The 23,283-nt window shown below is 63.8% G+C and carries 19 protein-coding genes and 1 pseudogene; 12 read left to right on the forward strand and 8 right to left on the reverse strand.

Annotated features, from left to right (window positions below):
* Window positions 1–37 precede the first annotated feature (37 nt).
* From DL891_RS11240 to DL891_RS11255, 3 genes are all read left to right on the forward strand, one after another.
* A complete protein-coding gene (locus tag DL891_RS11240) occupies window positions 38–772 on the forward strand; it encodes an SDR family oxidoreductase (RefSeq protein WP_111720520.1) in 735 nt (244 codons plus the stop codon).
* A 277-nt stretch (window positions 773–1,049) separates the two neighbouring features.
* On the forward strand, window positions 1,050–1,517 hold the full coding sequence (locus DL891_RS11250; protein WP_198668863.1) for a hypothetical protein: 468 nt from the start codon (window positions 1,050–1,052) through the stop codon (window positions 1,515–1,517).
* Window positions 1,514–3,208 carry a DUF5671 domain-containing protein gene (locus DL891_RS11255; protein WP_232819122.1) on the forward strand — a complete coding sequence of 565 codons (1,695 nt, stop codon included), beginning with the start codon at window positions 1,514–1,516 and terminating at the stop codon, window positions 3,206–3,208. Before DL891_RS11250 ends, DL891_RS11255 begins: the two co-directional genes overlap by 4 nt.
* 53 nt (window positions 3,209–3,261) lie before the next feature.
* Here the strand turns inward: DL891_RS11255 and DL891_RS11260 are convergent, their stop codons facing one another.
* Together DL891_RS11260 and DL891_RS11265 are read right to left on the reverse strand one after the other, a co-directional pair.
* Window positions 3,262–4,482, reverse strand: a complete 1,221-nt coding sequence (locus tag DL891_RS11260; protein ID WP_111720522.1) for a cation:proton antiporter — start codon at window positions 4,480–4,482, stop codon at window positions 3,262–3,264.
* A gap of 5 nt (window positions 4,483–4,487) precedes the next feature.
* Window positions 4,488–4,982, reverse strand: coding sequence for a cation:proton antiporter regulatory subunit (locus DL891_RS11265; protein ID WP_111720523.1), 495 nt, complete (start codon window positions 4,980–4,982; stop codon window positions 4,488–4,490).
* A 124-nt stretch (window positions 4,983–5,106) separates the two neighbouring features.
* On the opposite strand from DL891_RS11265, the gene DL891_RS11270 reads away from it, so the two are divergent.
* Entirely contained in the window at window positions 5,107–5,745 is a 639-nt protein-coding gene (locus tag DL891_RS11270; protein WP_232819123.1) for a pyridoxamine 5'-phosphate oxidase family protein, read from the forward strand.
* A gap of 29 nt (window positions 5,746–5,774) precedes the next feature.
* On the opposite strand, the gene DL891_RS11275 is transcribed toward DL891_RS11270, so the two are convergent.
* Window positions 5,775–8,180 (reverse strand): ATP-dependent DNA ligase, encoded by a 2,406-nt coding sequence (locus DL891_RS11275; RefSeq protein ID WP_232819124.1) that lies wholly within the window; start codon window positions 8,178–8,180, stop codon window positions 5,775–5,777.
* Window positions 8,181–8,278: 98 nt separating this feature from the next.
* Here DL891_RS11275 and DL891_RS11280 point away from each other — a divergent pair, with 98 nt between their 5' ends.
* The 3 genes from DL891_RS11280 to DL891_RS11290 all read left to right on the forward strand — a co-directional run bounded on the left by DL891_RS11280 (window position 8,279) and on the right by DL891_RS11290 (window position 11,957).
* The gene (locus DL891_RS11280) at window positions 8,279–9,112 is read left to right on the forward strand and encodes a Ku protein (RefSeq protein WP_111720525.1); all 834 of its coding nucleotides are present in this window, start codon (window positions 8,279–8,281) and stop codon (window positions 9,110–9,112) included.
* Window positions 9,113–9,251: 139 nt separating this feature from the next.
* Window positions 9,252–10,727 (forward strand): cell wall-binding repeat-containing protein, encoded by a 1,476-nt coding sequence (locus DL891_RS11285; RefSeq protein WP_198668864.1) that lies wholly within the window; start codon window positions 9,252–9,254, stop codon window positions 10,725–10,727.
* Window positions 10,728–10,805: 78 nt separating this feature from the next.
* On the forward strand, window positions 10,806–11,957 hold the full coding sequence (locus tag DL891_RS11290; RefSeq protein WP_111720527.1) for a cation:proton antiporter: 1,152 nt from the start codon (window positions 10,806–10,808) through the stop codon (window positions 11,955–11,957).
* 37 nt (window positions 11,958–11,994) lie between these two features.
* On the opposite strand, the gene DL891_RS11295 is transcribed toward DL891_RS11290, so the two are convergent.
* The 4 genes from DL891_RS11295 to DL891_RS11310 form a co-directional block, all read right to left on the reverse strand.
* Window positions 11,995–13,221 (reverse strand): ABC transporter permease, encoded by a 1,227-nt coding sequence (locus tag DL891_RS11295; RefSeq protein ID WP_111720528.1) that lies wholly within the window; start codon window positions 13,219–13,221, stop codon window positions 11,995–11,997.
* A 2-nt stretch (window positions 13,222–13,223) separates the two neighbouring features.
* Window positions 13,224–14,099 (reverse strand): ABC transporter ATP-binding protein, encoded by an 876-nt coding sequence (locus DL891_RS11300; protein WP_111720529.1) that lies wholly within the window; start codon window positions 14,097–14,099, stop codon window positions 13,224–13,226.
* A gap of 182 nt (window positions 14,100–14,281) precedes the next feature.
* The gene (locus DL891_RS11305) at window positions 14,282–15,496 is read right to left on the reverse strand and encodes an APC family permease (protein WP_232819130.1); all 1,215 of its coding nucleotides are present in this window, start codon (window positions 15,494–15,496) and stop codon (window positions 14,282–14,284) included.
* A gap of 109 nt (window positions 15,497–15,605) precedes the next feature.
* Window positions 15,606–16,220: a CueP family metal-binding protein gene (locus DL891_RS11310; RefSeq protein ID WP_111720565.1), complete on the reverse strand. Its 615-nt coding sequence runs from the start codon at window positions 16,218–16,220 to the stop codon at window positions 15,606–15,608.
* Between the two features lie 331 nt (window positions 16,221–16,551).
* Between DL891_RS11310 and DL891_RS11320 the strand changes: the two are divergent.
* The 5 genes and pseudogenes from DL891_RS11320 to DL891_RS11340 form a co-directional block, all read left to right on the forward strand.
* A pseudogene (locus DL891_RS11320) lies at window positions 16,552–18,594 on the forward strand (heavy metal translocating P-type ATPase); the annotation flags it as partial.
* Window positions 18,595–18,721: 127 nt separating this feature from the next.
* Complete coding sequence (locus DL891_RS11325) at window positions 18,722–18,988, forward strand: SHOCT domain-containing protein (protein WP_111720532.1); 267 nt, start codon at window positions 18,722–18,724, stop codon at window positions 18,986–18,988.
* Window positions 18,988–20,478, forward strand: coding sequence for a multicopper oxidase family protein (locus DL891_RS11330; RefSeq protein WP_111720533.1), 1,491 nt, complete (start codon window positions 18,988–18,990; stop codon window positions 20,476–20,478). The genes DL891_RS11325 and DL891_RS11330 overlap by 1 nt, the downstream gene beginning before the upstream one ends.
* A gap of 234 nt (window positions 20,479–20,712) precedes the next feature.
* On the forward strand, window positions 20,713–21,930 hold the full coding sequence (locus DL891_RS11335; RefSeq protein WP_111720534.1) for an MFS transporter: 1,218 nt from the start codon (window positions 20,713–20,715) through the stop codon (window positions 21,928–21,930).
* Window positions 21,930–22,352, forward strand: coding sequence for a YkvA family protein (locus DL891_RS11340; RefSeq protein WP_111720535.1), 423 nt, complete (start codon window positions 21,930–21,932; stop codon window positions 22,350–22,352). Before DL891_RS11335 ends, DL891_RS11340 begins: the two co-directional genes overlap by 1 nt.
* Window positions 22,353–22,512: 160 nt before the next feature.
* On the opposite strand, the gene DL891_RS11345 is transcribed toward DL891_RS11340, so the two are convergent.
* A complete protein-coding gene (locus DL891_RS11345; RefSeq protein ID WP_111720536.1) occupies window positions 22,513–23,274 on the reverse strand; it encodes a decaprenylphospho-beta-D-erythro-pentofuranosid-2-ulose 2-reductase in 762 nt (253 codons plus the stop codon).
* Window positions 23,275–23,283: the final 9 nt, after the last annotated feature.

The raw sequence follows: 23,283 nt of genomic DNA on the forward strand, positions 1-23,283 counted from the left end.
GATGGGGGGCACCACACAATGACGGAGGAGATCCACCATGGGCAAACTTGATGGCAAAATCGCACTGATCACGGGAGGTTCCCACGGCATGGGTGCCGCGGACGCAAAGCTCTTCGCGGCAGAGGGAGCCCGGGTGATCATCGGCGACGTGCTCGACGACGAAGGGCAGGCTTTGGCGGATTCCATCGGTGCCGAGTACAGAAGGCTGGACGTCACGAGTGAAAGCAATTGGACGGAGGTCGTGGCTGACATCGACGAGAACATCGGCCACATCGACATCCTCGTCAACAATGCGGGCATCGTCGCGTTCACGCCGGTGGCCACCACGGAACTCTCCGAGTGGAACCGTGTCATCGAGATCAACCTGACCGGCGTTTTCTTGGGCATCCGATCCGTGGCCGCGTCGATGAAAGCCGCCGGTGGCGGGGTCATCGTGAACCTGTCGTCGTCGGCGGGCATGATGGGTTACTCGAACCTGAGCGCCTACGTCGCCAGCAAGTGGGGTGTACGCGGACTCACCAAGGCCGCAGCACTCGACCTCGGGCCAGACAACATTCGCGTTGTTTCCGTTCACCCCGGCGGAATCAGAACACCGATGACCGCCGGAATGGAGGGCAACGAAATGTATGCCTCCCAGGCTATCCCGCGGATCGGAGAGCCCGAGGAAGTAGCCAAGCTCGTGCTGTATCTCGTGGCCGATGCGACCTACTCCACCGGCACAGAGTTCATCGTCGACGGCGGGGCGACGGTCGGCCAGGCGTTGAACTTCTAGCAACAGCCGCACCGGGTTCGGAGACCCTGGGCGCCCCGGTCATCGCGAGGTGCTCGAATTGGGCCTGCACCCGAACATGGTACAACTGCCAGGCATGGGTGGTGCCTTCTGTATTGCACCACCGTTGACCAGTATCGTGGACGAGCTGTCTCTGGGTCTGGCGATACTGGACCAGGCGATCGGCGAAATTGAATAGCGAGAGAATCAGCGCCGTATTCACCCGCTCGTGCGCCATGATGGCACCATGGTGGAAGAATCAACGGTGAATGAGCCAACGGTGGATGAACCGACTCGCCCGCCTGATCGGACCAATCGTGCGCTCGTCGTCGTGTTGGCCGTCATTGCAGCAATCGTTCTGGTTGCCCTAGCCGTCATCATGTTTCGGGGCGGCCCGACCGAACTCGACCCCGCATCGCCCGAGGGAGTCGTTCAGCAATACTCCGAGGCGGTGATCGACGGTGACGAGCCTGCCGGCATGGAGATGTTGTCAAAGCGGCTGGTCACGAATTGCGCGAAGATGGGAATCTGGACGGGCAACGGGATCAGGGTGACGCTGCTCTCGAGCGCCCAGCGGGAAACATCCGCGACGGTTTCGGTGCTGATCCGGATCTCCTACGGCGGCGATCCGTTCGGCCCAAGCGAATCCGAGTCACGCCAGTCGTTCGAGCTTGTCAAGGAACAGGGCGAGTGGAAGATCGACAAGGCACCGTTCGAGCTCGCCCTCTGTGAAGGCTTGTACAGTTGACCGAAACATTGCAAACGGCGACCGGCACTGCCCAGCAGTTGCCCCAGCAGCGCTCAGGGCCCCTGTCAACCGTGCGGCGACTCATCGTCGTCATCCTGTTGTTCTCCATGGTCGTGATCGCGGCGATCGGGGTGACCGGCTTATTGGAGCGCGCGTTCGAGTCCGGCTCCGCATTGGCCGGATCTGACGCCTCCGGTCTGGCCCGATCCCTCGCGTTCACGCTGATCGCCGGCCCGCTTGCCGCATTGCTGTGGTGGTTCGTCTGGAAGAGTCTTCGAGATCACCGCGAACGGTCATCTGTCAGCTGGGCACTTTACCTGACGGCTATGTGCTCGCTGGCTCTGATCACCAGTGCGAGCACGCTCCTCGCAACACTGGCGTCGCTCGTCGGCGGCTACTGGCTGCCGGATAACCTGGCGATCGCAATTGCCTGGCTGTTGGTCTGGGTCTGGCACGTTTGGATGACCAGACATCCGGCCAAACGACCGACGCGACTGGTCGGGGTTCCTTGGGTGATCGGGTCGGTCTTCGGATTGGCGCTTTTCGTCGGTGGGTCGATCACGGCTCTCTCGCAAGTGCTCGACACCGCGCTGTCCGGAGCCGCCCAGATAGCGACCTTCGGCAGGCCGTGGTGGCACGCCGTCGCAACCGGACTGATTTGGGCCGCCGGCGGAGCGGTGGTCTGGTGGTGGCACTGGTTCGTCACGAATGCCCGGTCGCTACGTTCGGGGTTCGCGGCACTGGCGCTGGTCCTGGTCACCGGTCTCGGCGGGATGGTTCTTGCACTGGGGGGTCTGGCGACCGCCCTCTATATCGCGCTCAGACTCGGGTTCGACCGCGGCGAGTCCGTTCTAGTCGTCCTTGAGCCGGCGGGCACCGCCATCGCTGCGGCAGCCGTCGGCGCTGTGGTGCTCGCCTACTACCAGGGCGTCGTCGAACGATCGACGTTGGGCACGCGCCGAGCCAACCGGCTGGTCGCCTCCGGGGTAGCGCTGGCAGGCGCGGCCACTGGGGTTGGAATCATTGTGAATTCGGCGCTCGCTGCCGTATCCACGCCCCTTGCGGGGTCCGGGCCCCTCACCCTCCTGCTCGCCGGTGTCAGCGCACTGGCAGTCGGTGGCCCGGCCTGGTGGCTCATCTGGCGGCCGACCGCACCCGTGGACCCAACGGACTCGGGGCGGCGGGTCTATCTGGCCGTTGTGTTCGGCATCAGTGCGGTTGTGGCCTTGATCACCCTGCTGGTACTCGCATTCCGCATCCTCGAGTCAACTCTCGATAGCGGGGTCGCTGCTGGGCTGCTCGAACAGGTTCGCGCCCCGCTCGGCTTGCTGCTGGCAACCGTGCTGGTTGCCGCCTACCATTTCGCGATCTGGCGAAGGGAGCGCCCTGAGCCGAGTGTCGCATCTGGTCCACCCGACGTACAGGTCAGCGACGCGCAGGGACTGGCCGGTGCCGAGCCGAGATCGCTCGGCGAGGTGATCCTGGTCATAGGTTCAGATCCGGAACCCTATGTGAGGGCGATCCAGTCTGCGACCGGGGCAACCGTCACCGTCTGGCAGCGTGAAGATGCGCTCGGAAGCACGGTGTCACCGGATGATGTCGTGCACGCGCTGGCGGGCGCATCTGCCCCGCGAGCACTCATCACGGTGGGCTCCGAAGGTGCGCTCGACGTGATCTACCTCAGCCACTGACGGCCGGACACTACGTCTTGAGCCGCAACGGCTGGGCTCAGCAACCGCAGGGTTCAGATTCCAGACACGATCGTCGTCGGTCGAGTCTCTGGTGCGCCATGACGGCGTACGACAAGCGTGCGGAACCACGTGTTGTCGGGGAACCGGGCAATGACGGATCCGGCAAAGATGGTGATCAGAACATAGGCGGTCGCGAGCGGCGCCAACTCCGGTTGCAGCCCGGCTCCCACCGCCAGTCCGGCGATGACGATGGAGAACTCCCCGCGTGGGGTCAATGAGAGCCCGGTACGCCAGCGCCCCAAAGGCTGGATGCCGGCGCGGCGAGCAGCCAGGTAGCCACTGGCCAGTTTGGTCGCCATGGTGACAGTGGCAAGGGCCAGGGCCGGCACAAGCATCGGCCAGATCGCCGCCGGGTCGGTGGTGAGCCCGAAGAAGAGAAAGAAGATCGCGGCGAACAAGTCACGAAGGGGCGTCAGCAGGCGGGTGGCGTTCTGGGCAACCGGGCCGGAGAGGGCCAGTCCCACAAGAAATGCGCCGACGGCCGCTGAAACGTTGACCTTGTCAGCGAGGCCGGCGACCAGCATCGTCAGGCCGAGCACCCCGAGCAGAAGCGGCTCCGCGTGCTGGGCCGGGAACAGTTTGGAAAGCATGTTCCCGCCACGCAGTGCGACCAACAGGATGACGAGCACCGCGCCGACCGCGATGACCAGTGTGATGGATCCTTGGAGAATCCCGGCACCGATCGCCAACGCCGAGAGCACTGGCAGGTAGAACGCCATGGCAAGGTCTTCGATCACCAGGATGGAGAGGATGACCGGGGTCTCCCGGTTTCCCACCCTGCCAAGGTCGCGCAGGAGTTTCGCGACCACACCCGAGGATGAGACCCAGGTCACTCCGGCCAGCGCAAACGCGGCGATCGGCCCCCAGCCAAGAAGCAGCGCGAGCGCTGCACCTGGCAGCGCGTTGAAGGCGGCGTCGAGAAAGCCGGTCAGCTTCGACTTCATCAGGCCACCGAGGAGCTCCTTGGCCGAATATTCCAGGCCCAGCATGACCAGGAGCAGCACCACGCCGATCTCCGCCCCCAACTCGAAGAAGTCGTCACTCTCCGATAGCGGCAGGAAGCCGCCGGTCCCGAAGGCCAAGCCGACCACCAGGTAAAGCGGGATGGGTGACAGGTGAAATCGCAGCGCCAATCGCCCTAGAAGGCTGAGTCCCAGCAGAAGCGCACCGACTTCAATGAGTGAGATTGCAGTACCGTGCGCGTCGAGGGACATGAGGTTCAACCAGTACTGGAGGCGATCAGTTCAGCGAGCGCATCAAGTCCGTTCCGTGTTCCCACCGCGATCAGGGCGTCACCCTGGTCGAGCCGCTCGTCCGGACGTGGAGAGGCGATCACCTTGCCGTTCCTGACCACCGCGACGATCGAGACGCCCGTCCTCGTGCGCGCCTTGGTCGCGCCCAGCGACTTGCCCGCGTACTCGGAGTCCGCAGGAAGAAGGATGTGCTCCGTGAACAGACCGGTGTCCTCGTTGCTGAGCTCCTGAAACTTGCTGAGGATGACGGACACACCGAGCAGCTCCGCCAGGGCAGACGCCTCCGGGTCTGTCACCGGAATCGAGACGGTGCACGAGTCCGGGTCCTCCAGGTCGAAGATGGAGATCTCCCTGTGGCCGTCACGGAACGCGATGATCCCGATTCTTCGACCACGCTCGGTGATCAAATCGTGTCGAACACCGATACCGGGAAGATCTGTCTTTTCTATGCGGACGCTCACAGTGAAAACGTATCAGCAGTAGCACCCACTTCAAAAAGTTTCGGTGAGGGTGACGGCACCGCAGGGCCGCGAGTATTCTCCGATACCTGCCGTCAGCCTCTTCGTGGATGCCAGACTGATCATCATGACGCGCACCACATCCACCCGCCTGCCCGAATTGATGTCGAGGGAGCGTGCCGACTTGGACGCATTGCTGGCCGCGAGCATGGTCGGCCACATCGCTTTCGTCGACGAAGACGGCGGCCCCGGGGTGCTCCCGAGCGCGATCGTGCCGTTCGGCGACGGCATCGTGGTTCACGGCTCAACCGGCTCCCGCTGGATGCGACGAATCGCCACAGGGGTGCCGGTCGTGGTCTCCGTCACCGCCGTCGATGGAATCATTGTCGCCCGATCTGCGTTCGAGTCTTCGCTCGCCTATCGCAGCGCCGTTCTGTTCGGCACGTTTCGGGCTCTGGATGGGACTCAGAAGCAAGCAGCGCTTGACGCGCTCACCGAGCACCTCATCCCGGGCAGAGTGCGCGAGGTGCGCCCGAGTACGAAACGAGAATTGGCCGCGACCCTCGTCGTGTTCATGCCGATCGACGAATGGTCACTGCGTGTCTCTGATGGCTGGGCCGAAGACCCCGAGTGCGATGTCGCCGGCGATGCCTGGTCGGGCCAGGTCCGCTATGGTGAGCGCCCCGCGACTTCGATGGACGCTCCCGATCTGCGCACCGGGATCCCCCGACCCCCGTCGATCGACGCCATCTGCCCCAGTGGGTGACTCACTCCGATCCGACGATACTCGAGGGCTCACCTCTCATCGACGACTTCGTCTGCCGCCTTGTCGGGCCGCCAGCCACGCCACGATGCATGGCGCAGACGCCCAGCGTGTGTCCATTCCGCGAATTCGACCTCGCCGACGAGGCGAGGGGTCACCCAGTGGGCATCAGCTGCGTCAGCCGCAGGCACATCGGCGAAGGGCGTCGTCTTTCGCGAGAGAGCGCTGAGGCGGATCTGCATGTCGTCGAGTTGTTTGTCGCTGAATCCGGTGCCGACCCTGCCGATGTAGCGCAATCGTGAGCCGTCTGGAATTCCCAGCAGCAGCGAGCCGACCGAATTCACCCGGTTGCCGCGGCCCGGTCGCCAGCCGCCCACGACGACTTCCTGGCTGAGATGGTGCTTCAGCTTGATCCACGCCCGAGAGCGACGACCCGCCGCATAGGTGCTGGACTGTTTCTTAGCCATCACGCCCTCGAGTCCGAGGTCACGACTGGTACGCATGGCAACATCGAGTGTGCCGTCGACAGTGGGCGGAACCTGGATCGTGCCCGCGGACCTCACGCATTCGCGGAGCCTGTCACGCCGGTGGGTATAAGGCAGTTTCAGCAGTGACTCAGCATCACACTCCAGAAGGTCGAAGACGAGGTAGTTCACCGGGATGGATTGCTCGGCGGCTTCGACATCTGCCTTCCGGCTGAGTTTCATACGTTTCTGCAGACGAGAGAAGTCCGGGCGACCCTTTCGATCCAATGCGACCACCTCGCCGTCGAGAATCGCCGCTTCTGAGCTGACTGCCTCACGCAGGCCGTCGACGACTTCAGGGTACGTGGCGGTGACATCGTTGCCGTTGCGGCTGAGTAGCCGGACGGATCCGCCGGCCTTCACGTGGGCCATGATCCGCACACCGTCCCATTTCATCTCGAAAGCCCAGTTGTCGTCACCACCGAGGTCGGCGGCAGTGCCGAGTGTTGCGAGCATCGGGGACAAAGTTTTGCCGGCGGGTGTGCTCCGTCGGGACAGCTCCGGCATGGAGCCCGGCTTTTCAGGCCGCCGAGGTTCTCTGGAGTCGTGCATCCGATGGACCAGCCAGTTCTGTTCCGCCCGCCCGTTTCCTCCGGTGTGAATCAGCCCGATCTTCGCGGCCCCGCCCAGTCCGGCTCCAGGCTGACCCTGCAACGTCACGATCACCTCTTTCTCGCGCCATTTCTCAGTGTCGTACGTTCCCTGGTCCCAGATCGTCACCTCGCCGGCTCCATACTCCCCCGGCGGAATGATGCCCTCGAAGTCGCCGTACTCCAGGGGGTGGTCTTCCACATGCACGGCAAGGTGGTTCTTCGACCCATCTTCGGGTATTCCTTTCGGCAGCGCCCACGACACGAGGACCCCGTTACGCTCGAGCCGCAGGTCAAAGTGCAGGCGTCGCGCGGCATGCCGGTGGATCACGAAGCGGGAGCCTCCCGACGTCGACGGCGGGCCGGACGGCACCGGCTCCGGGGTCTTCGCCGGATCGCGAAGGTGCCGGTACTCGCCGAGCCGGTCGTGCGTGGCGCCGGCTTCCCTGAGCGCAGCCAGTGGGTCGCCTCGCTGTTCGAGCAGTGCGACCACTTCCGAATATTCGATCTGGGCCAGATCCGGCATCTCCAACTCGGCCCAGGTTCGCGGTGCCGCAACCGTTGGGCGAAAGCGACCCCGCAGTGAGTAGGGGGTTACCGTGGTCTTGGCCGCACTGTTCTGGCTCCAATCGACGAAGACCTTGCCAGTCCGCAGATGCTTCGCCATCTCGCTGACGACGAGGTCGGGATGGTCTGCCTCCAACGCCCGCGCCAATTCGTGCGCGACATTCGACACACTCTGCGAGCTCAGGCTGCTGTCCAGGCCGGCGTAGAGATGGATCCCCTTGCTGCCGCTGGTGACCGGCACCGGGTCGAGTCCCATGTCCACGAGAAGTATTCGTGCGAGCCGGGCGACCTCGACGCATTCGGTCAGCGTCGCGCCTTCACCCGGATCAAGGTCAAGAACCAGCCGGTCGGGGTTCTGCGGCTCGTCGCCGAGCACGCGCCACTGCGGCACGTGGATCTCAAGGGCAGCGATCTGGCCGAGCCAGGTGAGCGTGGCCACGTCGTTGACCAGCGGGTACTCGTTCGCGTGGTCCTTGTGCTGGATTGCCACGCGCGGCACCCATGACGGTGTTGATGAATCAAGGTTCTTCTGGAAGAAGGCCTGTCCCGGATGCTCGACGGTTCCCACGCCGTGCACCCAGCGCTTGCGGGTTGCGGGGCGATTCGCCGCGTGCGCGATGAGCGTGTCGGCGACCGCGGCATAGTAGCCCAACACATCTGCCTTGGTGGTGCCTGTGAGCGGGTAAAGCACCTTGTCGAGGTTCGTGAGCGTGATCCGATGGCCGTTCACCGTTGCCGTCTGCGTCGTTTGGCCCATACCGTTAGCGTGCCCCATCCTCGGCGAGGAGCCAACTGTCGCATGCGTGATCGAGGCCCGGGCTACACTCCGGCGGCAAAATGATGTGTACTGGCGTCATGAGAAGCATCTGGAAGGGCTCGATCGCGTTCGGCCTGGTGAATGTTCCCGTCAAACTGTATGCGGCGACCGAGGATCACGACGTGTCGTTCCACCAGGTACACGACAAGGACGGCGGGCGTATCCACTACCAACGGCGGTGTGAGGTGTGCGGCGAGGTCGTCGACTTCGAACACATCGACAAGGCGTACATCGAGGATGACCAAATGGTGGTCATCACTGCGGAAGACTTCGAGTCGTTGCCTGAGGGTCGCAGCCGCGAGATCGAGGTGGTCGAGTTCGTGCCGAACGACCAGGTCGACCCGCTTTTGTTCGACCACAGTTACTACCTTGAGCCCGACTCGACCTCCCCGAAGGCCTATACACTTCTGCGACGCACGCTTGAAAAGACCGACCGAACGGCCATAGTGCACTTCGCGTTGCGGCAGAAGACCCGGCTCGGCGCCCTGCGGGTGCGTGGCGATGTTCTCGTGCTGCAGTCGCTGCTCTGGGATGACGAGTTGCGCGAGGCCCACTTTCCGTCGTTGGACGAGAAGGTGCGCATCTCGGCCAAAGAATTGGAACTATCGGCAGCACTGGTTGAATCCTTCGCCGCCGATTTCTCCCCCGAAGAATTCACCGACGACTACCAGAGGCAGTTGCGCGAACTCATCGAGGAGAAGATGAAACACGGCGACGCGGTGGCCCCCTCCCGAGGTGATGATTCGGCCAGCAAGGGCGAATCCGGCGCAGAAGTGATCGACCTCATGGAGGCGTTGCGGCGCAGCGTGGAGAAGAACCGGGCCGAGGCCGCAGCCAAGCCGGCCACGCGGCGCCGCACGAAGAAAGCGTGACGGGCGGGCCCCCGGTTGCGGGGGTATCCAATGCACAGGATCATGGCCATACTGGAACATGCCGCCGCATTTGCGGCTATTGGCGCCGAATCACAAAGCAGTGGGCTGTACCCGACAGAACCGCATTTTAGGGGAGTGCGTGACGTTGGGCGTGCAGGGTATCGGTACATCAGGGATCTCGAGCGGACGACAGGGTCGTCATCGGGCCGGGTGGAGACGGGTCACTGCCACAGCGGCGACCATCCTGTTGGCGCTCGGAGTCTCCCTGGTCGACGCTTCACCGGCGACGGCCGCTGAAGACTACAACGGCTACACCCTCACCGAGGCGAGATGGGTGATCGTGAACAAGACGAACGCCGCTCGCACCGCCAAGGGCCTGAAGCCGGTGACCGAGAGCACCCAGCTGAGCACGGTATCCCAGAACTGGTCGAAGAAACAGGCGTCTTCAAGCACGATGGGCCACAACCCCAGCTACACAACGCTGATGCCGTCGGGCTGGACCAGAGTGGCGGAGAATGTCGCCTACGGGCAATCTGTGGACAAAGTTGTCCAAGCCTGGCTGAACTCACCGGGCCACTATGCCAACATCATGAACCCCCAGATCAACACCATCGGGGTCGGGTTGGCGAAGAACTCGAACGGCGCGATCTACTACACCCAGAACTTCGGCGCGTACGCAAAGGTCCCCTCCCCGGTGACCGGCCCTCCTCCGAACCCGCTTGGCGCCGCAGTGAACCGGGTCAGCGGAGGCGACCGGTACGCCACCGCGGTGGCCATCTCGAAAGCAGGATTCCCGAAATCCGCAGACATCGTCTATGTGGCCACCGGTGCCGACTATCCGGACGCACTGGCCGCCGCACCGGCTGCTGCCAAGCGCGGCGGGCCGTTGTTGCTGACTGCAAAAGGTTCTCTCCCCGGCGCCGTCAAGACGGAACTGCAGCGGTTGAAGCCTGCACGAATCATCGTCGTCGGTGGCACCGGAGCCGTGTCCGCGAAGGTTTTCACTCAGTTGAAGAGCCTCGCACCAGCGGTTCAACGTCTGGACGGCGAAGACCGGTTCGAGACATCACGCCGGGTCATCGAGAACGCATTCTCGGATGGTTCGGCCGAGGCGTACGTTGCCACTGGGTTCAACTATCCGGATGCGCTGTCAGCTTCCGCTGCGGCTGGCGCCATCGGTGCACCGGTCCTTCTCGTCGACGGGAAGAAGCTCGACAAGTCGACCGGCAACCTGCTGAAGTCTTTGAAGGTCACGAAGGTGATGATCGCCGGCGGCACCGGGGCTGTGAGCGAATCCACTGCCACCGCATTGGCGAAGATCACAAAGGTTCAACGCTTCGCGGGCACCGACCGGTTCGATACTTCCCAGAAGATCAACAAGGCGGCTTTCCCGACGCAGGCACACACGTACTTGGCGACCGGATTCCAGTTCCCGGATGCGTTGGCAGGTGCGGCACTGGCCGGGGCAAAGGGCGCACCGCTCTACGTGGTGCACAGCGGCTGTGTTCCCGGGGGTATGTTCAATGACATCAAGAATTCCGGATCGAAGCAGGTGACGCTACTCGGAGGTACGGGCGCATTGGACCAGAACGTCGCCGGCCTGGGCCGCTGCTGAGACGCCACGCACGATAGGCAGCCTCCGGGCATCGGCCGGCGAGCACCGCGAACACGTCGGCCGGGTTAGTGTGAGCGTGTGAGCTACTCGACCCTCGCGCTCGTGGTGTTCGTCGGTCTTCTCGGGCCGATACTGGCCATGCGTGCTTCGTGGAACATTCCGGTGGTCGCCGGTGAACTGATGGCGGGTGTCGTGATCGGCGCGTCCGGTTTCGGCTTGGTCAACGCCTCCGAGCCGACGTTTCAACTGCTCGCCAACATCGGCTTCGGCTTGACCATGTTCGTCGTGGGCTCCCATGTTCCCGTACGGGACCCCCGAGTGCGCTCGGCCCTCGGGAGAGGCGCTCTCGGCGCGATCGCTGTCGGGGTCGTGGCAGCACTGCTGGGACCCATTCTTGCCGCCGCGTTCAGCACGGGGCACGGTGCGCTGTATGCCGTGCTCCTCGCATCCTCATCGGCAGCACTGGTTCTGCCCATCATCGGCTCACTGCGCCTCGACGGGGTCGGGGTGCTTCGCCTGACGGCCCAAGTGGCGATCGCTGATATCGCGTGCATCGTTGCCCTGCCGCTGGCGATCGATCCCGCCCATGCCGGCGGGGCCGCCCTGGGCGCCCTCGGCATCACAGCCGCTGCCGGCGTGCTCTATCTTCTGCTTCGTGTGCTGGACCGCCGCGGTACCCTTCGTCACTTTCACGTCCGGTCGGAGAAGCGACGGTTCGCGCTCGAGTTGCGGGTGAGCCTGCTTCTCCTGTTCTCGCTCGCGGCGATCACGCAGGTGACGCACGTGTCGATCATGCTGGCCGGATTCACGTTGGGGATCGTGGTGGCGGCGATCGGAGAGCCGCACCGGCTCGCGCGTCAACTTTTCGGCATCACGGAAGGCTTCTTCAGTCCGCTGTTCTTCGTCTGGCTCGGTGCCTCGATCAACCTGCGTGGGCTCAGTGAACAACCGTGGATGATCGTTCTCGGTGTCTTGCTCGGCGTCGCGGCGATCCTCGCTCATCTGGTGGCGCGTGCAGTCATGGTTCCCTGGTCGCTGGCAATGTTGTCCGCGGCCCAGCTCGGTGTTCCGATCGCTGCCGCGACGCTGGGAATCCAATCCGGGCGGCTGGTGCCGGGTGAAGACGCAGCGATCCTACTGGGTGCGCTCGTCACCGTGGTCGCGGCGTCCATTGCGTCGAGCCTGTACGCGCGAAGGTCACAGCCGGAGCCGGTGCCCGAGGTCGCCTGAACCTCTCCCTGGGGCGCGGCAGAAGGCTGTGCGGGCGCTATTTCGCGTCCTGTCGCATCAGGACCTCTCGCACGTTTATTTTGCGTGTGTACTCGATAGACCCGTATTGGAAGAGCTTGACGGCCATACGAAGGACGATGGCGGAGAGTCCGAACAGAATCAGGATGATGACGATCGCCTGCTCCAACGGCAACGTGCCGAATGCGTTGCGGAGAAGGGCGGTGATCGGTGCTGAGTAAGGGAAGTAGCTGAATACTTGCACGATGATCGCGTTCGGGTCGCTGATGGTGAGCGGCAGGACATAGAACGGGATGAAGATCAGCGCCATCATCGCCCCGAAGATGGGCCCCGCCTCTTTCGCCGTCGGCATCACAGCCCCGAGGGCAACGAGTGTTGCCGTGAACAGCGCGAATCCGCCGATCAGGATGAGGGTTCCGACGATCATCGTCTGGGGGTCGAACACCAATATCGACAAGTTCAGGTCAGGGATATTCAGCTGGTTTCGAAAGAAGATGTAGCCGACGACGATCGGCAGCGAGAACACGAGCATTTGCACGATGCCGATGATGAACAGCGAGATCACCTTCCCGAGAATCAGGCTTGTCGGGCTGAGCGTGGTCAGGATCATCTCCGTCACCCGATTCTCCTTCTCTTCCAGGGTGGAGTTCAGCATTTGGTTGCCCAGCAGGAGGATGACGACGTAGAAGATGACCAGGAACAGTATCCCCGGGATCACCGAATCGATTCCGCCCGCGGTGGAACCGTTCTTGAACGTTGTCGTTTCGGTGGTGAAGTTGCCCTGAAGGATGGTGGCCAGTTGGGGCGCGTCGACTTTCGCTTGTGCGCTCTGCTGCAGGATTGACTCGGCCACAGACGAGTATTGGCCGTTCGCGAAGAGCCCCTTGTCGGCCCCGTAGACCGTGATCGTCTCTTTCGTCGGGTCGGCCGGATAGTTGAAGAATGCGTCCACTGTTCCGTCCTTGACCGCGACCACCCCGGCCGCCGGGTCAGTGATCTTCTTCCCGCCGAGGGTGTCGACAATGCTGGGGTCCACCAGACCTGACGCGTCGGTGTACTCAAATGAGAAGTGGGCGTCCTTCTGCGCATCGGCCGTTTTGTCGGAGGCGCTGTTGGAGACGAAAACAAGGAGGAACACGATTGCCAGCAGCACCGGAACGGCCAGGGTCGCGAGCCAGAAGCGGCGTTTGCTGAGCGTGCGCACCACCTCGAACCGGAGGACGGCTCCCAGATTTCGTCGGGCCATGGCTACTCCCCACCCTCCGCCTGGTCGCCGTAGACCTCAACGAAGATGTCATCCAGCGACTTGCGCGTCGGGGTGAATGAGCTCACAGAGACCCCGTTGGAGAGCAACTCGTGAAGAATCGACGCCGGATCGGTACCGACGTCGATTTCGAGCTCGGCGTGTCCGCCCCGGTTGAGTGGGATCGAATAGGAATCAGACGCTGGCACTGTGCCGGTGAAATCGAGCTGAATGATGGTTCCCCCGAAGGAGTCCTGAACATCTTTCACCGTCCCATAGGCCCTGGATGTCCCGTCTTTCAACAGGATGATCCGGTCACACAGGCGTTCGACCTCCTCCATCTGGTGGGTGACCATCATCACCGTTGCACCGGCCTTCTTGCGGTCGTCGATGATCTCCATCACCAGTCGCCTGTTCACTGGGTCGAACCCTTTCGTGGGCTCGTCAAGAATCAGCAGTTCGGGATCGTTCATGATGGTCACGCCGAGTTGGATCTTCTGCTGCTGGCCTCCGGAGAGTTTGTCAACGCGCGTCTTCTCCTTGTCTGCTAGGCCCACCCGTTGGAGAAAGTCGAGGGACCACGCCCGTGCCTGTTGACGGCCCAGGTCCTTGAGGATGCCGAAGTACGTCATCACGTCGATCACGGACTCCTTCTTGTAGAGACCGCGCTCTTCAGGCAGATATCCGAGCCGATCACCGTTCTCCGGCTTGAAGGGGCGCCCGTCGATGTGCAGAGTTCCCGCCGTTGGCTGGTAGATGCCCAAGAGTGCCCGAATCGTTGTGGTCTTGCCTGAGCCATTGCTGCCGAGGAACCCGAACGTCTCACCACGCCGAACATCGAACGAGAGGTCTCGAATAACCGTCGTTTTCCCGAAGTCCATCCGAAAATGATCGACACACACAAGCGGACTCTCTGTAGACGCATCCACAATTTTCAGGCTACTCCGCAGCCATCGCCCGGCAAGCGGTGCATCGAATCAGTGAGGAAGAACGCGACTACCGCTGTGACTGACGACCAGACCTGATGATCGGATGCGTGTGAGCCCGCCGTTCGCGGGCGGGCTCAACTTTTGTGGGTGTTGCTGCGGTTGCGGCGTCGCAGGATCAGCCAGCGGCCGGTCAGGCCGAGCGCGAACATGATCAGCCCAGTGACCACAGACACGAGCGGGAGGGTGGCGACCAGAACCGCGCAGCCGATGAAGCCGAGCACATGCAGCGCCCGGGGCCAGCGGCGTTGACCGGGGGGTTGCGTGAGCGCCGAGGCGTTGGCGATGCCGTAGTAGACGAGGACGCCGAAGGAGGAGAACCCGATCACGCTACGCAGGTCGGTGGTGAGCACCAGGATGCTCACGATCACGGCGAGGCCTGCTTCGGCGTGGTGGGGCACCCGGTAGCGGGGGTGCACGGCCGCCAGCCACGTGGGCAGGTCGCGGTTCCGTGCCATCGCCAGGCTGGTGCGACCGATTCCCGCGATCAGCGCCAACAGTGCGCCGAGGCTGGCCACTGCCGCACCGGCCCGCACCACGGGAACCAACCCTGGTGCGCCCGCGGCGCGTACTGCCTCGGCCAGCGGGGCGGTGGATGTGGCGAGACGGTCGGGGCCGGCGGCGAGCAGCGCCGCGACAGCAACGACCAGGTAGATGACGACGACTATGGCCAGTGCGATCGGTATGGCTTTGGGGATGGTGCGCTGGGGGTCGCGCACCTCTTCACCCATGGTGGCGATGCGGGCGTAACCGGCGAACGCGAAGAACAACAACCCCGCTGATTGAAGGATCCCGTAAAGACCACCGGAACCCAGCGCGTCGACCCCTCCCAGATTGTCGATGCGTGCACCGCCTCCGACGGCGATGCCGATAACCACCGCGCTCAACGCAATCAGGGTGAGGGTCACCAGTATGTGGGTCAGTGCGACAGTCTTTGTCACGCCCCGGTAGTTCAAGGCGGTCAGCGCGAGTACCCCGACGACGGCGACGATCCGTTGCATCCACGAAGGCCCGGGGATCGCGTAGGTGGCGAAAGTCAACGCCATTGCCGCACATGAAGCGGTCTTGCCGACCACGAACCCCCACCCGGCGGTGAATCCCCACCACGGGCCCAGGCGTTCGCGCCCATAGACATAGGTTCCGCCTGAAGTCGGGTGGGCCGCGGCCAGTTGTGCGGAGGCGGTGGCGTTGCAGTAGGCGATCACCGCCGCGATCGCCAACCCGATCAGCAACCCACTCCCGGCTGCTTTCGCGGCTGGCCCGAACGCCGCGAACACGCCGGCCCCGAGCATCGAACCCAGCCCGATGACCACCGCATCCCCGGTACCCAGCCGTCGGGCCAGGCTCGGTTGGGATCCGCTCACGGCGCCCCCGGGCCCTGGATGCATGCAGCGAGCGCCGTCATAGCAGTCGGAGTGCCGTCAGACAGGTAGGGTCTTCATCGCTGATGGTGGAAATGGCGGATGTCACCGTGCGGCCCTCGTGCTGGATGGTGAGGGTGGCATTAAGTCCCCGTGGCAGCCAGAGGCCGATGAATCCGTTGTCGTAGGTTCGGAGGGTCTGGTCGATCACCGTCTCAGCGGTTGCGTCATCCACGACTGTGACATCGATGTCTTCGTTCTGGAGCTCACCGCGACACGTCGTGAGGCTGTGGAAGAAGCACTCGTGCGTGTGGTCCACGTAAGGGGCGAGCGAGACGTAGAACTCATCGTCGGGCATCGGCACGGTTGACGCCCGTTCCTGGTCATCGGTGAGGAGCAGTTCGCGGGGACGCACGGATGCGATCAGATCGGACGGACGGTCGGCCAGCAACATGGTGTCCAATTTCTCGATGATCTGCTTCGCATCGAGTCCTTCGAGGCCGTGATCAGCGATGATCGCGTCCCCTGACGCAGGCGGAGTGTGCTCTGCCACAGGCGACGAGCAGCCTGTGAGAGCCAACACGGCGATGACGAGAGCGGCAATCACACTCGGCGGCGTGTGCCGTCGGGCGCGGTTGTTGTGCTGCACAGGCATGAGGTTCCCCTTCCACAACGTGTGCATTGGCTCAGTCGGCATTCCTGCGCCGGGACACGATAAGGGTAACCGGAATGACCTGCAAGCGCTGTGGACGCACGATCCAGACGTGTACTGCAGTGATCGGGACAGACGGTATCGCCACCTCGAACGATCTGGTCCCCCTCCTCTGGACCAATACCCCTAGGGGGTATACTGTGGATGTATGACTATTCCCCGCGATGATCATGAACGCTCCGCGCCGACAAAAGACCGTCTCCACGAAGTAAGCGGCTCCGCTGAAGCACCGCACCACAGTCACGGCGACCACGCAGGCAACGCCTCCCGGACCGGCAGGCATGATGAACATGGTGGTCACGGCGATCATGTGGGCCAGTTCCGACGGCTGTTCTGGATCATGTTCGTTCTGGCCGTACCGGTTGTTGCGCTCAACCCCATGTTCGCCGATCTGATCGGTTATCAATTGCCGAACGCAGGGTGGGTGTGGTGGGTCTCCCCGGTGCTGGGCACCGTCGTCTACTTCTGGGGTGGCTCACCGTTTCTGACCGGCGCGGTCTCGGAGATACGCTCCCGCAAGCCGGGGATGATGCTGCTCATCGGTCTGGCGATCACGGTGGCATTCGTCGCCTCCTGGGGGTCAACCCTGGGCGTGCTCGGTCCTGAACTGAACTTCTGGTGGGAACTGGCCCTGCTGGTCGTCATCATGCTGCTGGGCCACTGGATCGAGATGCGTTCCCTGGCCCAGACCACCTCCGCCCTGGACTCGTTGGCGGCGCTCCTGCCCGATGAGGCCGAAAAGGTGGATGGTGACGATGTCGTGAAGGTCGCCCCCACCGAACTGGTAGTCGGTGATGTGGTGATTGTGCGGCCGGGAGCTGCGGTTCCCGCCGATGGGAAAATCGTTGATGGCTCCGCCAGCGTGGACGAATCAATGATCACAGGCGAATCGAGGCCGGTCCGCAAACAGGACGGCGACCACGTGGTCGCCGGCACGGTGGCGACAGACTCGGGGCTGCGAGTCGAGGTCACGGCGATCGGCGCAGACACCGCCTTGGCTGGCATCCAGAAACTTGTCGCCGATGCCCAGGCGTCCTCGTCTCGCGCCCAGCGGATTGCCGACACGGCCGCCGCGTGGCTGTTCTGGTTCGCCCTGAGCGCCGCCGCGATCACCGCGATCCTCTGGAGCCTGGTCGGCCTGCCCACCACTGCTGTGGCTCTCAGCATCACCGTGCTGGTCATCGCCTGCCCGCACGCCCTGGGCCTGGCGATCCCGTTGGTGGTCGGCATCGCCACCGAACGGGCTGCGCGCGGGGGCGTCCTGATCAAGGACCGTCTGGCGCTGGAATCCATGCGCACGGTCGACGCTGTGCTGTTCGACAAGACCGGAACTCTGACGAAGGGCGAACCGACTGTCACCGCGGTCGAACCCGTGGCGGGGCGCGAGGACGGCGAGGTGCTGGCGCTGGCCGCTGCAGCCGAGACCGACAGTGAGCATCCGCTGGCCAGAGCCATTATCGGTGCGGCGCACTCACGCCAACTGACAGTGCCCAGCGCATCAGGCTTCTCCTCGTCCCCAGCCGTTGGGGTGACCGCCACCGTTGATGGAGTGGTGATTCGTGTCGGCGGGCCCTACCTCCTCGACGAGCACGGGTTGGACGAGTTGTCGATCGCCGACCAGTGGCGCAAGGAGGGAGCGATCATCTTGCACGTACTGGCTGACGACGAGATCATCGGGGCATTGCGGCTGGCCGATGAAATTCGCCCCGAATCCCGCGCCGCCATCAATGCGCTCCACGCCCTCAATATTGAGGTCGTCATGATCACCGGAGACGCCGAGGCCGTCGCCGAGACCGTGGCCGCAGAACTGGGTATCGACCGGGTCTTCGCCGGCATACGGCCGCAGGAAAAGGCTGCGAAAGTCGCCGAGTTGCAGGCTGAGGGACGCAAGGTCGCCATGGTGGGCGATGGCGTCAACGATGCCCCCGCGCTTGCCCAGGCCGATGTCGGTATCGCGATCGGTGCTGGAACAGACGTCGCAATCGGATCGGCCGGGGTGATCCTGGCCAGCTCCGACCCCCGCTCGGTGCTCTCGGTGATCGAACTCTCCCGGGCCGCATACCGCAAGATGAAGCAGAACCTGTGGTGGGCGGCCGGCTACAACATCATCGCGGTGCCCCTGGCGGCCGGGGTGCTGGCCCCCATCGGGTTCATCCTCCCGATGAGTGTTGGCGCCATCCTGATGTCTGCCTCCACCGTGGTTGTGGCACTGAACGCCCAGGTGCTGCGCCGCCTCGATCTGACGCCGGAAGGCAGCACCGCCAGATTGCTGGAGCAGCACACGGCTCAAAGCCCTCACGCCGGAGTCGCTCGATGAACACCGCAGACGCGGCGTCTCCCGGGCACAGAACGCGGGCACGAGCAGCGAGGCATCCCGCGCAATCACCCGCCTCACAAGTTTTCAGCAGGTATCCAGTGATGGGGGAGGAAGAAGGAACCATCGAATGATGTACGGATTTGGCTTCAACATGTGGTGGATGTGGCTGTTCGGGCTGCTGGCCGTGGCCGGCCTCCTCGTTTTGATAGTTGTGATCGTGTGGATCGCCGTCGGCGGAGTCAAACGGGCTGGGGTGAATGGAAATCCTCCTGCCGCACCCGGTGCGGAGGCGAAGAGCCAAGCCCGTCAGATCCTCGACGAACGCTACGCCAGGGGTGAGCTGACCACTGAGGAGTATCGAGAACGGCTCACAGCGCTCGGCGAAGGGCGCTGATGCAACCGATCAGCCGCAGGGACGTTCTCATACTGGGCGGGGTCGGCGTTGCCGGTGTGCTCGTCGGTGGGACCGGCCTCATCGCGGGTTGGACGTCGGCCGCCGGCCCCTCCAGCCTGCCGAACCGTGCCGGGCCGACCGGGCCAGCCTTCGTCGAGGCAAACCTGGTCGAGCCGAAAATTCTCCGCAGTTCAGGCGGGACCCTGCACGTGCGGCTGACGGCAGCGGGAGGTCCGACCAGTATTGCCGGCCGAGACGCGACGGCCCTCTCCTACAATGGCGGGATTCCCGGGCCGACCCTGCTTCTTCGGCCCGGAGACCTGTTGCACGTCACTCTGCAGAACCAACTGAAATCAGTCACCAATCTGCACGTGCACGGGTTACACGTCTCGCCCGAGGGCAACAACGACAACGTGTTCCTGGCGATCGAGGCAGGTAGCTCCTTCGACTATGAATACCGGCTGCCCGAGGACCACCCGCCCGGCGTGTACTGGTATCACCCGCACCACCACGGCATGGTTGCCGAACAGGTGTTCGGCGGCCTGTATGGGGCGATCATCGTGGAGGACCCGACGCCGATCCCGGTGACCCGGGAGCGGGTTCTCGTCATTTCGGATACCACCCTCGACGCCGCGGGCAGAATCCCGCCCCCCGCCCCGACGGATCGGATGATGGGTCGGGAGGGCACAATCGTGCTCGTCAACGGCCAAAGCACCCCTCACCTGACTTCTGCACCCTCGGCTCGGGAGCGGTGGCGCATCGTCAACGCGTGTGCGTCTCGGTACCTCGACCTGCGCCTCGACGGCCAATCGATGAAGCTGCTCGGCATCGACTCCGGCCGCTTCGGAACCCCACGCGATGTCGAAGAAGTGCTCTTGCGCCCGGGTAACCGGGCAGATTTGCTGATCACGATGGCGGCCGGGCAGTCGGTTCTGCGCACCCTGCCGGTCGATCGAGGCAACACAGGGATGATGATGGGTGGCGCTACTGCTTCCACCGGTGCAGATCTTCTCACCCTCGGCGTCGCCGGAGACCACACGGATACCGCGTTGCTCCCACCGGTGCCGAAACAGGCTGCGCCTCGAGATCTGCGAACCGAACACGTAACAGGCCGCCGAGAGCTGACCTTCGCCATGGGAATGGGAATGGGCATGGGCTCCGGCATGATGAGCTTCACCGTCGATGGGAAGCCGTTCGATCCCACCCGGGTCGATACCCTCGTTGAGGCTGGCGCGATCGAGGAGTGGACCCTGACCAACACATCGCTGATGGATCACCCGATCCACCTGCACGTGTGGCCGATGCAAATCGTCGACCCCTCATTGAACGGGGATGACTCCCCCGAGTGGCAGGACGTCGTCAACGTGCCGGCCAACAGCAGTGTCCGAGTACGCATCCCGTTCGAAGACTTCACCGGTAGAACGGTGTATCACTGCCACATCCTCGACCACGAAGATCTCGGGATGATGGGGATCATTGATGTTCGGTAAAACTCTCGCACGATGGGTTCGTTCTGCTGACGAGCGTTGAATGACCAGATAATTCGGAGCACGTCCCGCCGCGTTTCATGACGAGCCCCACCGCGGCACGCATCCTCGGTGACGGGGTCGACGCCGCAGTTTCGGTCCTCGCACTGATGATTATCCCCGCCGGAAGCGCAGAATAGGTATACGTGCCGTCGGCACCATGGTGCTGGCCACGGTGAGAACCGAGGGAGCGTGACCATGACCGGCGAACGACCGCGGACGTTGGGCGCCTGGCGGTTCGTTGTCACGTTCGGCTTTATCAGCCTGCTGTCCGACTTCGTCTACGAGGGCGCCCGGTCCATCACCGGGCCCCTGCTGGCCCATCTCGGCGCCACCGCTGTCGTTGTCGGTGTCGTCACCGGCGTCGGCGAAGGCGCGGCGCTGGTGCTCCGCCTGGTCTCCGGACCGCTTGCCGACCGAACCAAGCGCTTCTGGGGGTGGGTCATCGCCGGGTACGCGGTGACATTCGTCAGTGTTCCGACGCTGGGGCTGACCGGGACGCTCTGGGTGGCCTGCGCCCTCGTCATTGCCGAACGCGTGGGTAAAGCGGTGCGATCGCCAGCCAAGGACACACTCCTGTCCTACGCGACGTCCGCGACAGGGCGCGGCCGCGGGTTCGCCGTGCAGGAGGCGATGGATCAGGTAGGCGCGGTCATCGGGCCGCTGGTTGTCGCGCTGATGCTGATCATCACGGGCGGACAATACGCGCCGTCCCTCGCTGTACTGGCACTGCCTGCGGTCGCTGCGTTGGCGCTACTGGTGTGGCTTCGTGCGCGTGTGCCGGAACCGGTCGGCTACGAGACGTCCGAGGCAGCTCATGCTGAACCAACTATCACGACCGGTCCACACGGGCGGCGTCTTCCCCGAGCGTTCTGGGAGTACTCCGGTTTCACCGCGATGACGATGACCGGATTCGCCACGTTCGGCGTTCTGTCCTTCCACATGGTCGAGCGAGACGTCCTTCCGGCCGCAGCCGTTCCGTTGCTGTACGCGGGCGTCATGGCCGTCGACGCGATCGTCGCTCTGGGCACCGGATGGGCGTACGACAGGTTCGGCCCGCGGGTTCTCCTGCTGCTTCCTCTGATCGCCGCGGCCGTGCCGGTGCTCGCATTCACCGACGTTCTCGCATCGGTCGTCGCCGGATCATTGCTGTGGGGTGCGGCACTCGGCATCCAGGAATCGACGTTGCGCGCGACTGTCGCCGACCTCGTGCCGCCGGATCGCCGGGGCACCGCGTATGGGATCTACGCCGCCATCGTCGGCGTCGCGACGGCCGTCGGCGGCATCATGGCAGGCGCACTGTATGGTGTCTCGATTACCGCACTCATCATTGTGACGCTCGTCATCCAAGCAGCTGCGGTTGTCACGTTCGCGCTACTCTTCGTGCGCCCGAACGGCCGCAAAGTCAGTCCGTGATGTGGTGGCAGATATTGATCAGCATCCTCGGCGGCCTGTTCTTGCTCTGGTTGGTTCTTCTCGCGTTGCTGTGGGCAGCTGCGCGTGGCCAACCAGATGCGATGACGCTTCGCGACGCGCTCAGGTTGGTACCTGACGTGATTCGCCTGGTGCGTCGGCTTGCTGCCGACAAAAGTGTTCCGCGCGGAGTGCGGATCGGGCTATTCGCACTGTTGATCTACTTGCTGCTCCCAATCGACCTGATCCCCGATTTCATTCCCGTGATCGGATACGCAGACGACGCCATCGTGGTGGCGGTGGTCCTCCGCTTCGTCACCCACCACGCGGGTGCTGCCGCGCTCGACAAGCATTGGCCGGGAAGCGAGCAGGGGCTGCATGCGCTGCGCACACTCGCCGGGCTCAGCAAAGACGAGGGTGGGTGATGGTGAGCCGTCGGAAGAACATTCGCCAATCGCCATCAGATAGCCGGCGCCGCGGTGGGTCTGGTGACCTCCTTTTCTCCGAACTGATTCAACTTCTGGGAGACGTATCGGGTGTAGGTCGGCGTTTGGAGGAAACGCCGGATGTCGTGCCCAGACAGGGTCAGATAGAAAGCTTGCGAAAGATCGACGCCGGGACATGCGCCAGCACAAGCATGACCAGCTTGAATGCGGCAGGAGCCCAGATGACCCGTTTGCCGCTGCGGACTCCATCGTGGACGAGCCGGGCGACCTGGCTTGCATCAACGGTCAACGGGGCCTCCTTCACACCGACAGACATGCGCGTGCGGACTCGGCCGGGACGCACTACGAGCACGTGGACGCCCGCGGGATTGAGCGCCTCACCCAGGTTCCGGTAGAAACCGTCGAAACCCGCCTTGGTCGCGCCGTAGACGAAGTTCGAGCGGCGCACCTTCAGACCGGCCACCGAACTCATCGCGACGATCTGCCCAAAGCCCTGGGCGCTCATGCGCTTTCCGAGTAGGACGCCGACACTCACCGCCCCGGTGAAGTTCACCTGGCATGCTGTCACGGCCTTGACCTGATCCTGCCAGAGTTCCTCTTGATCGCCCAGCAACCCGAACGCCACGATAGCCAGATCGACGTCACCGGCTGACCACGCGTCAGCGAGGACAGCATCGTGGGTCTCGGTGGCGCTCGCGTCGAAGTCGATGGTGCGAACGTCTTCGGCCCCCGCCGCGCGTAGCCGCGCGACGGCGTCTTCTGCCCCGATACCAGCAGGCCGACAGGCGAGCACGACGGCCGCTGGGACGTTGCGCAGGTACTGCTCGACGATGGCGAGGCCGATCTCGGAGGTGCCCCCCATCAGCAGGATGCGTTGAGGGTCGCCAACGGCGTTGATCATGGGGTTCTC

The organism is Homoserinimonas sp. OAct 916, assembly GCF_003260275.1.
Classification (GTDB): Bacteria; Actinomycetota; Actinomycetes; order Actinomycetales; family Microbacteriaceae; genus OACT-916.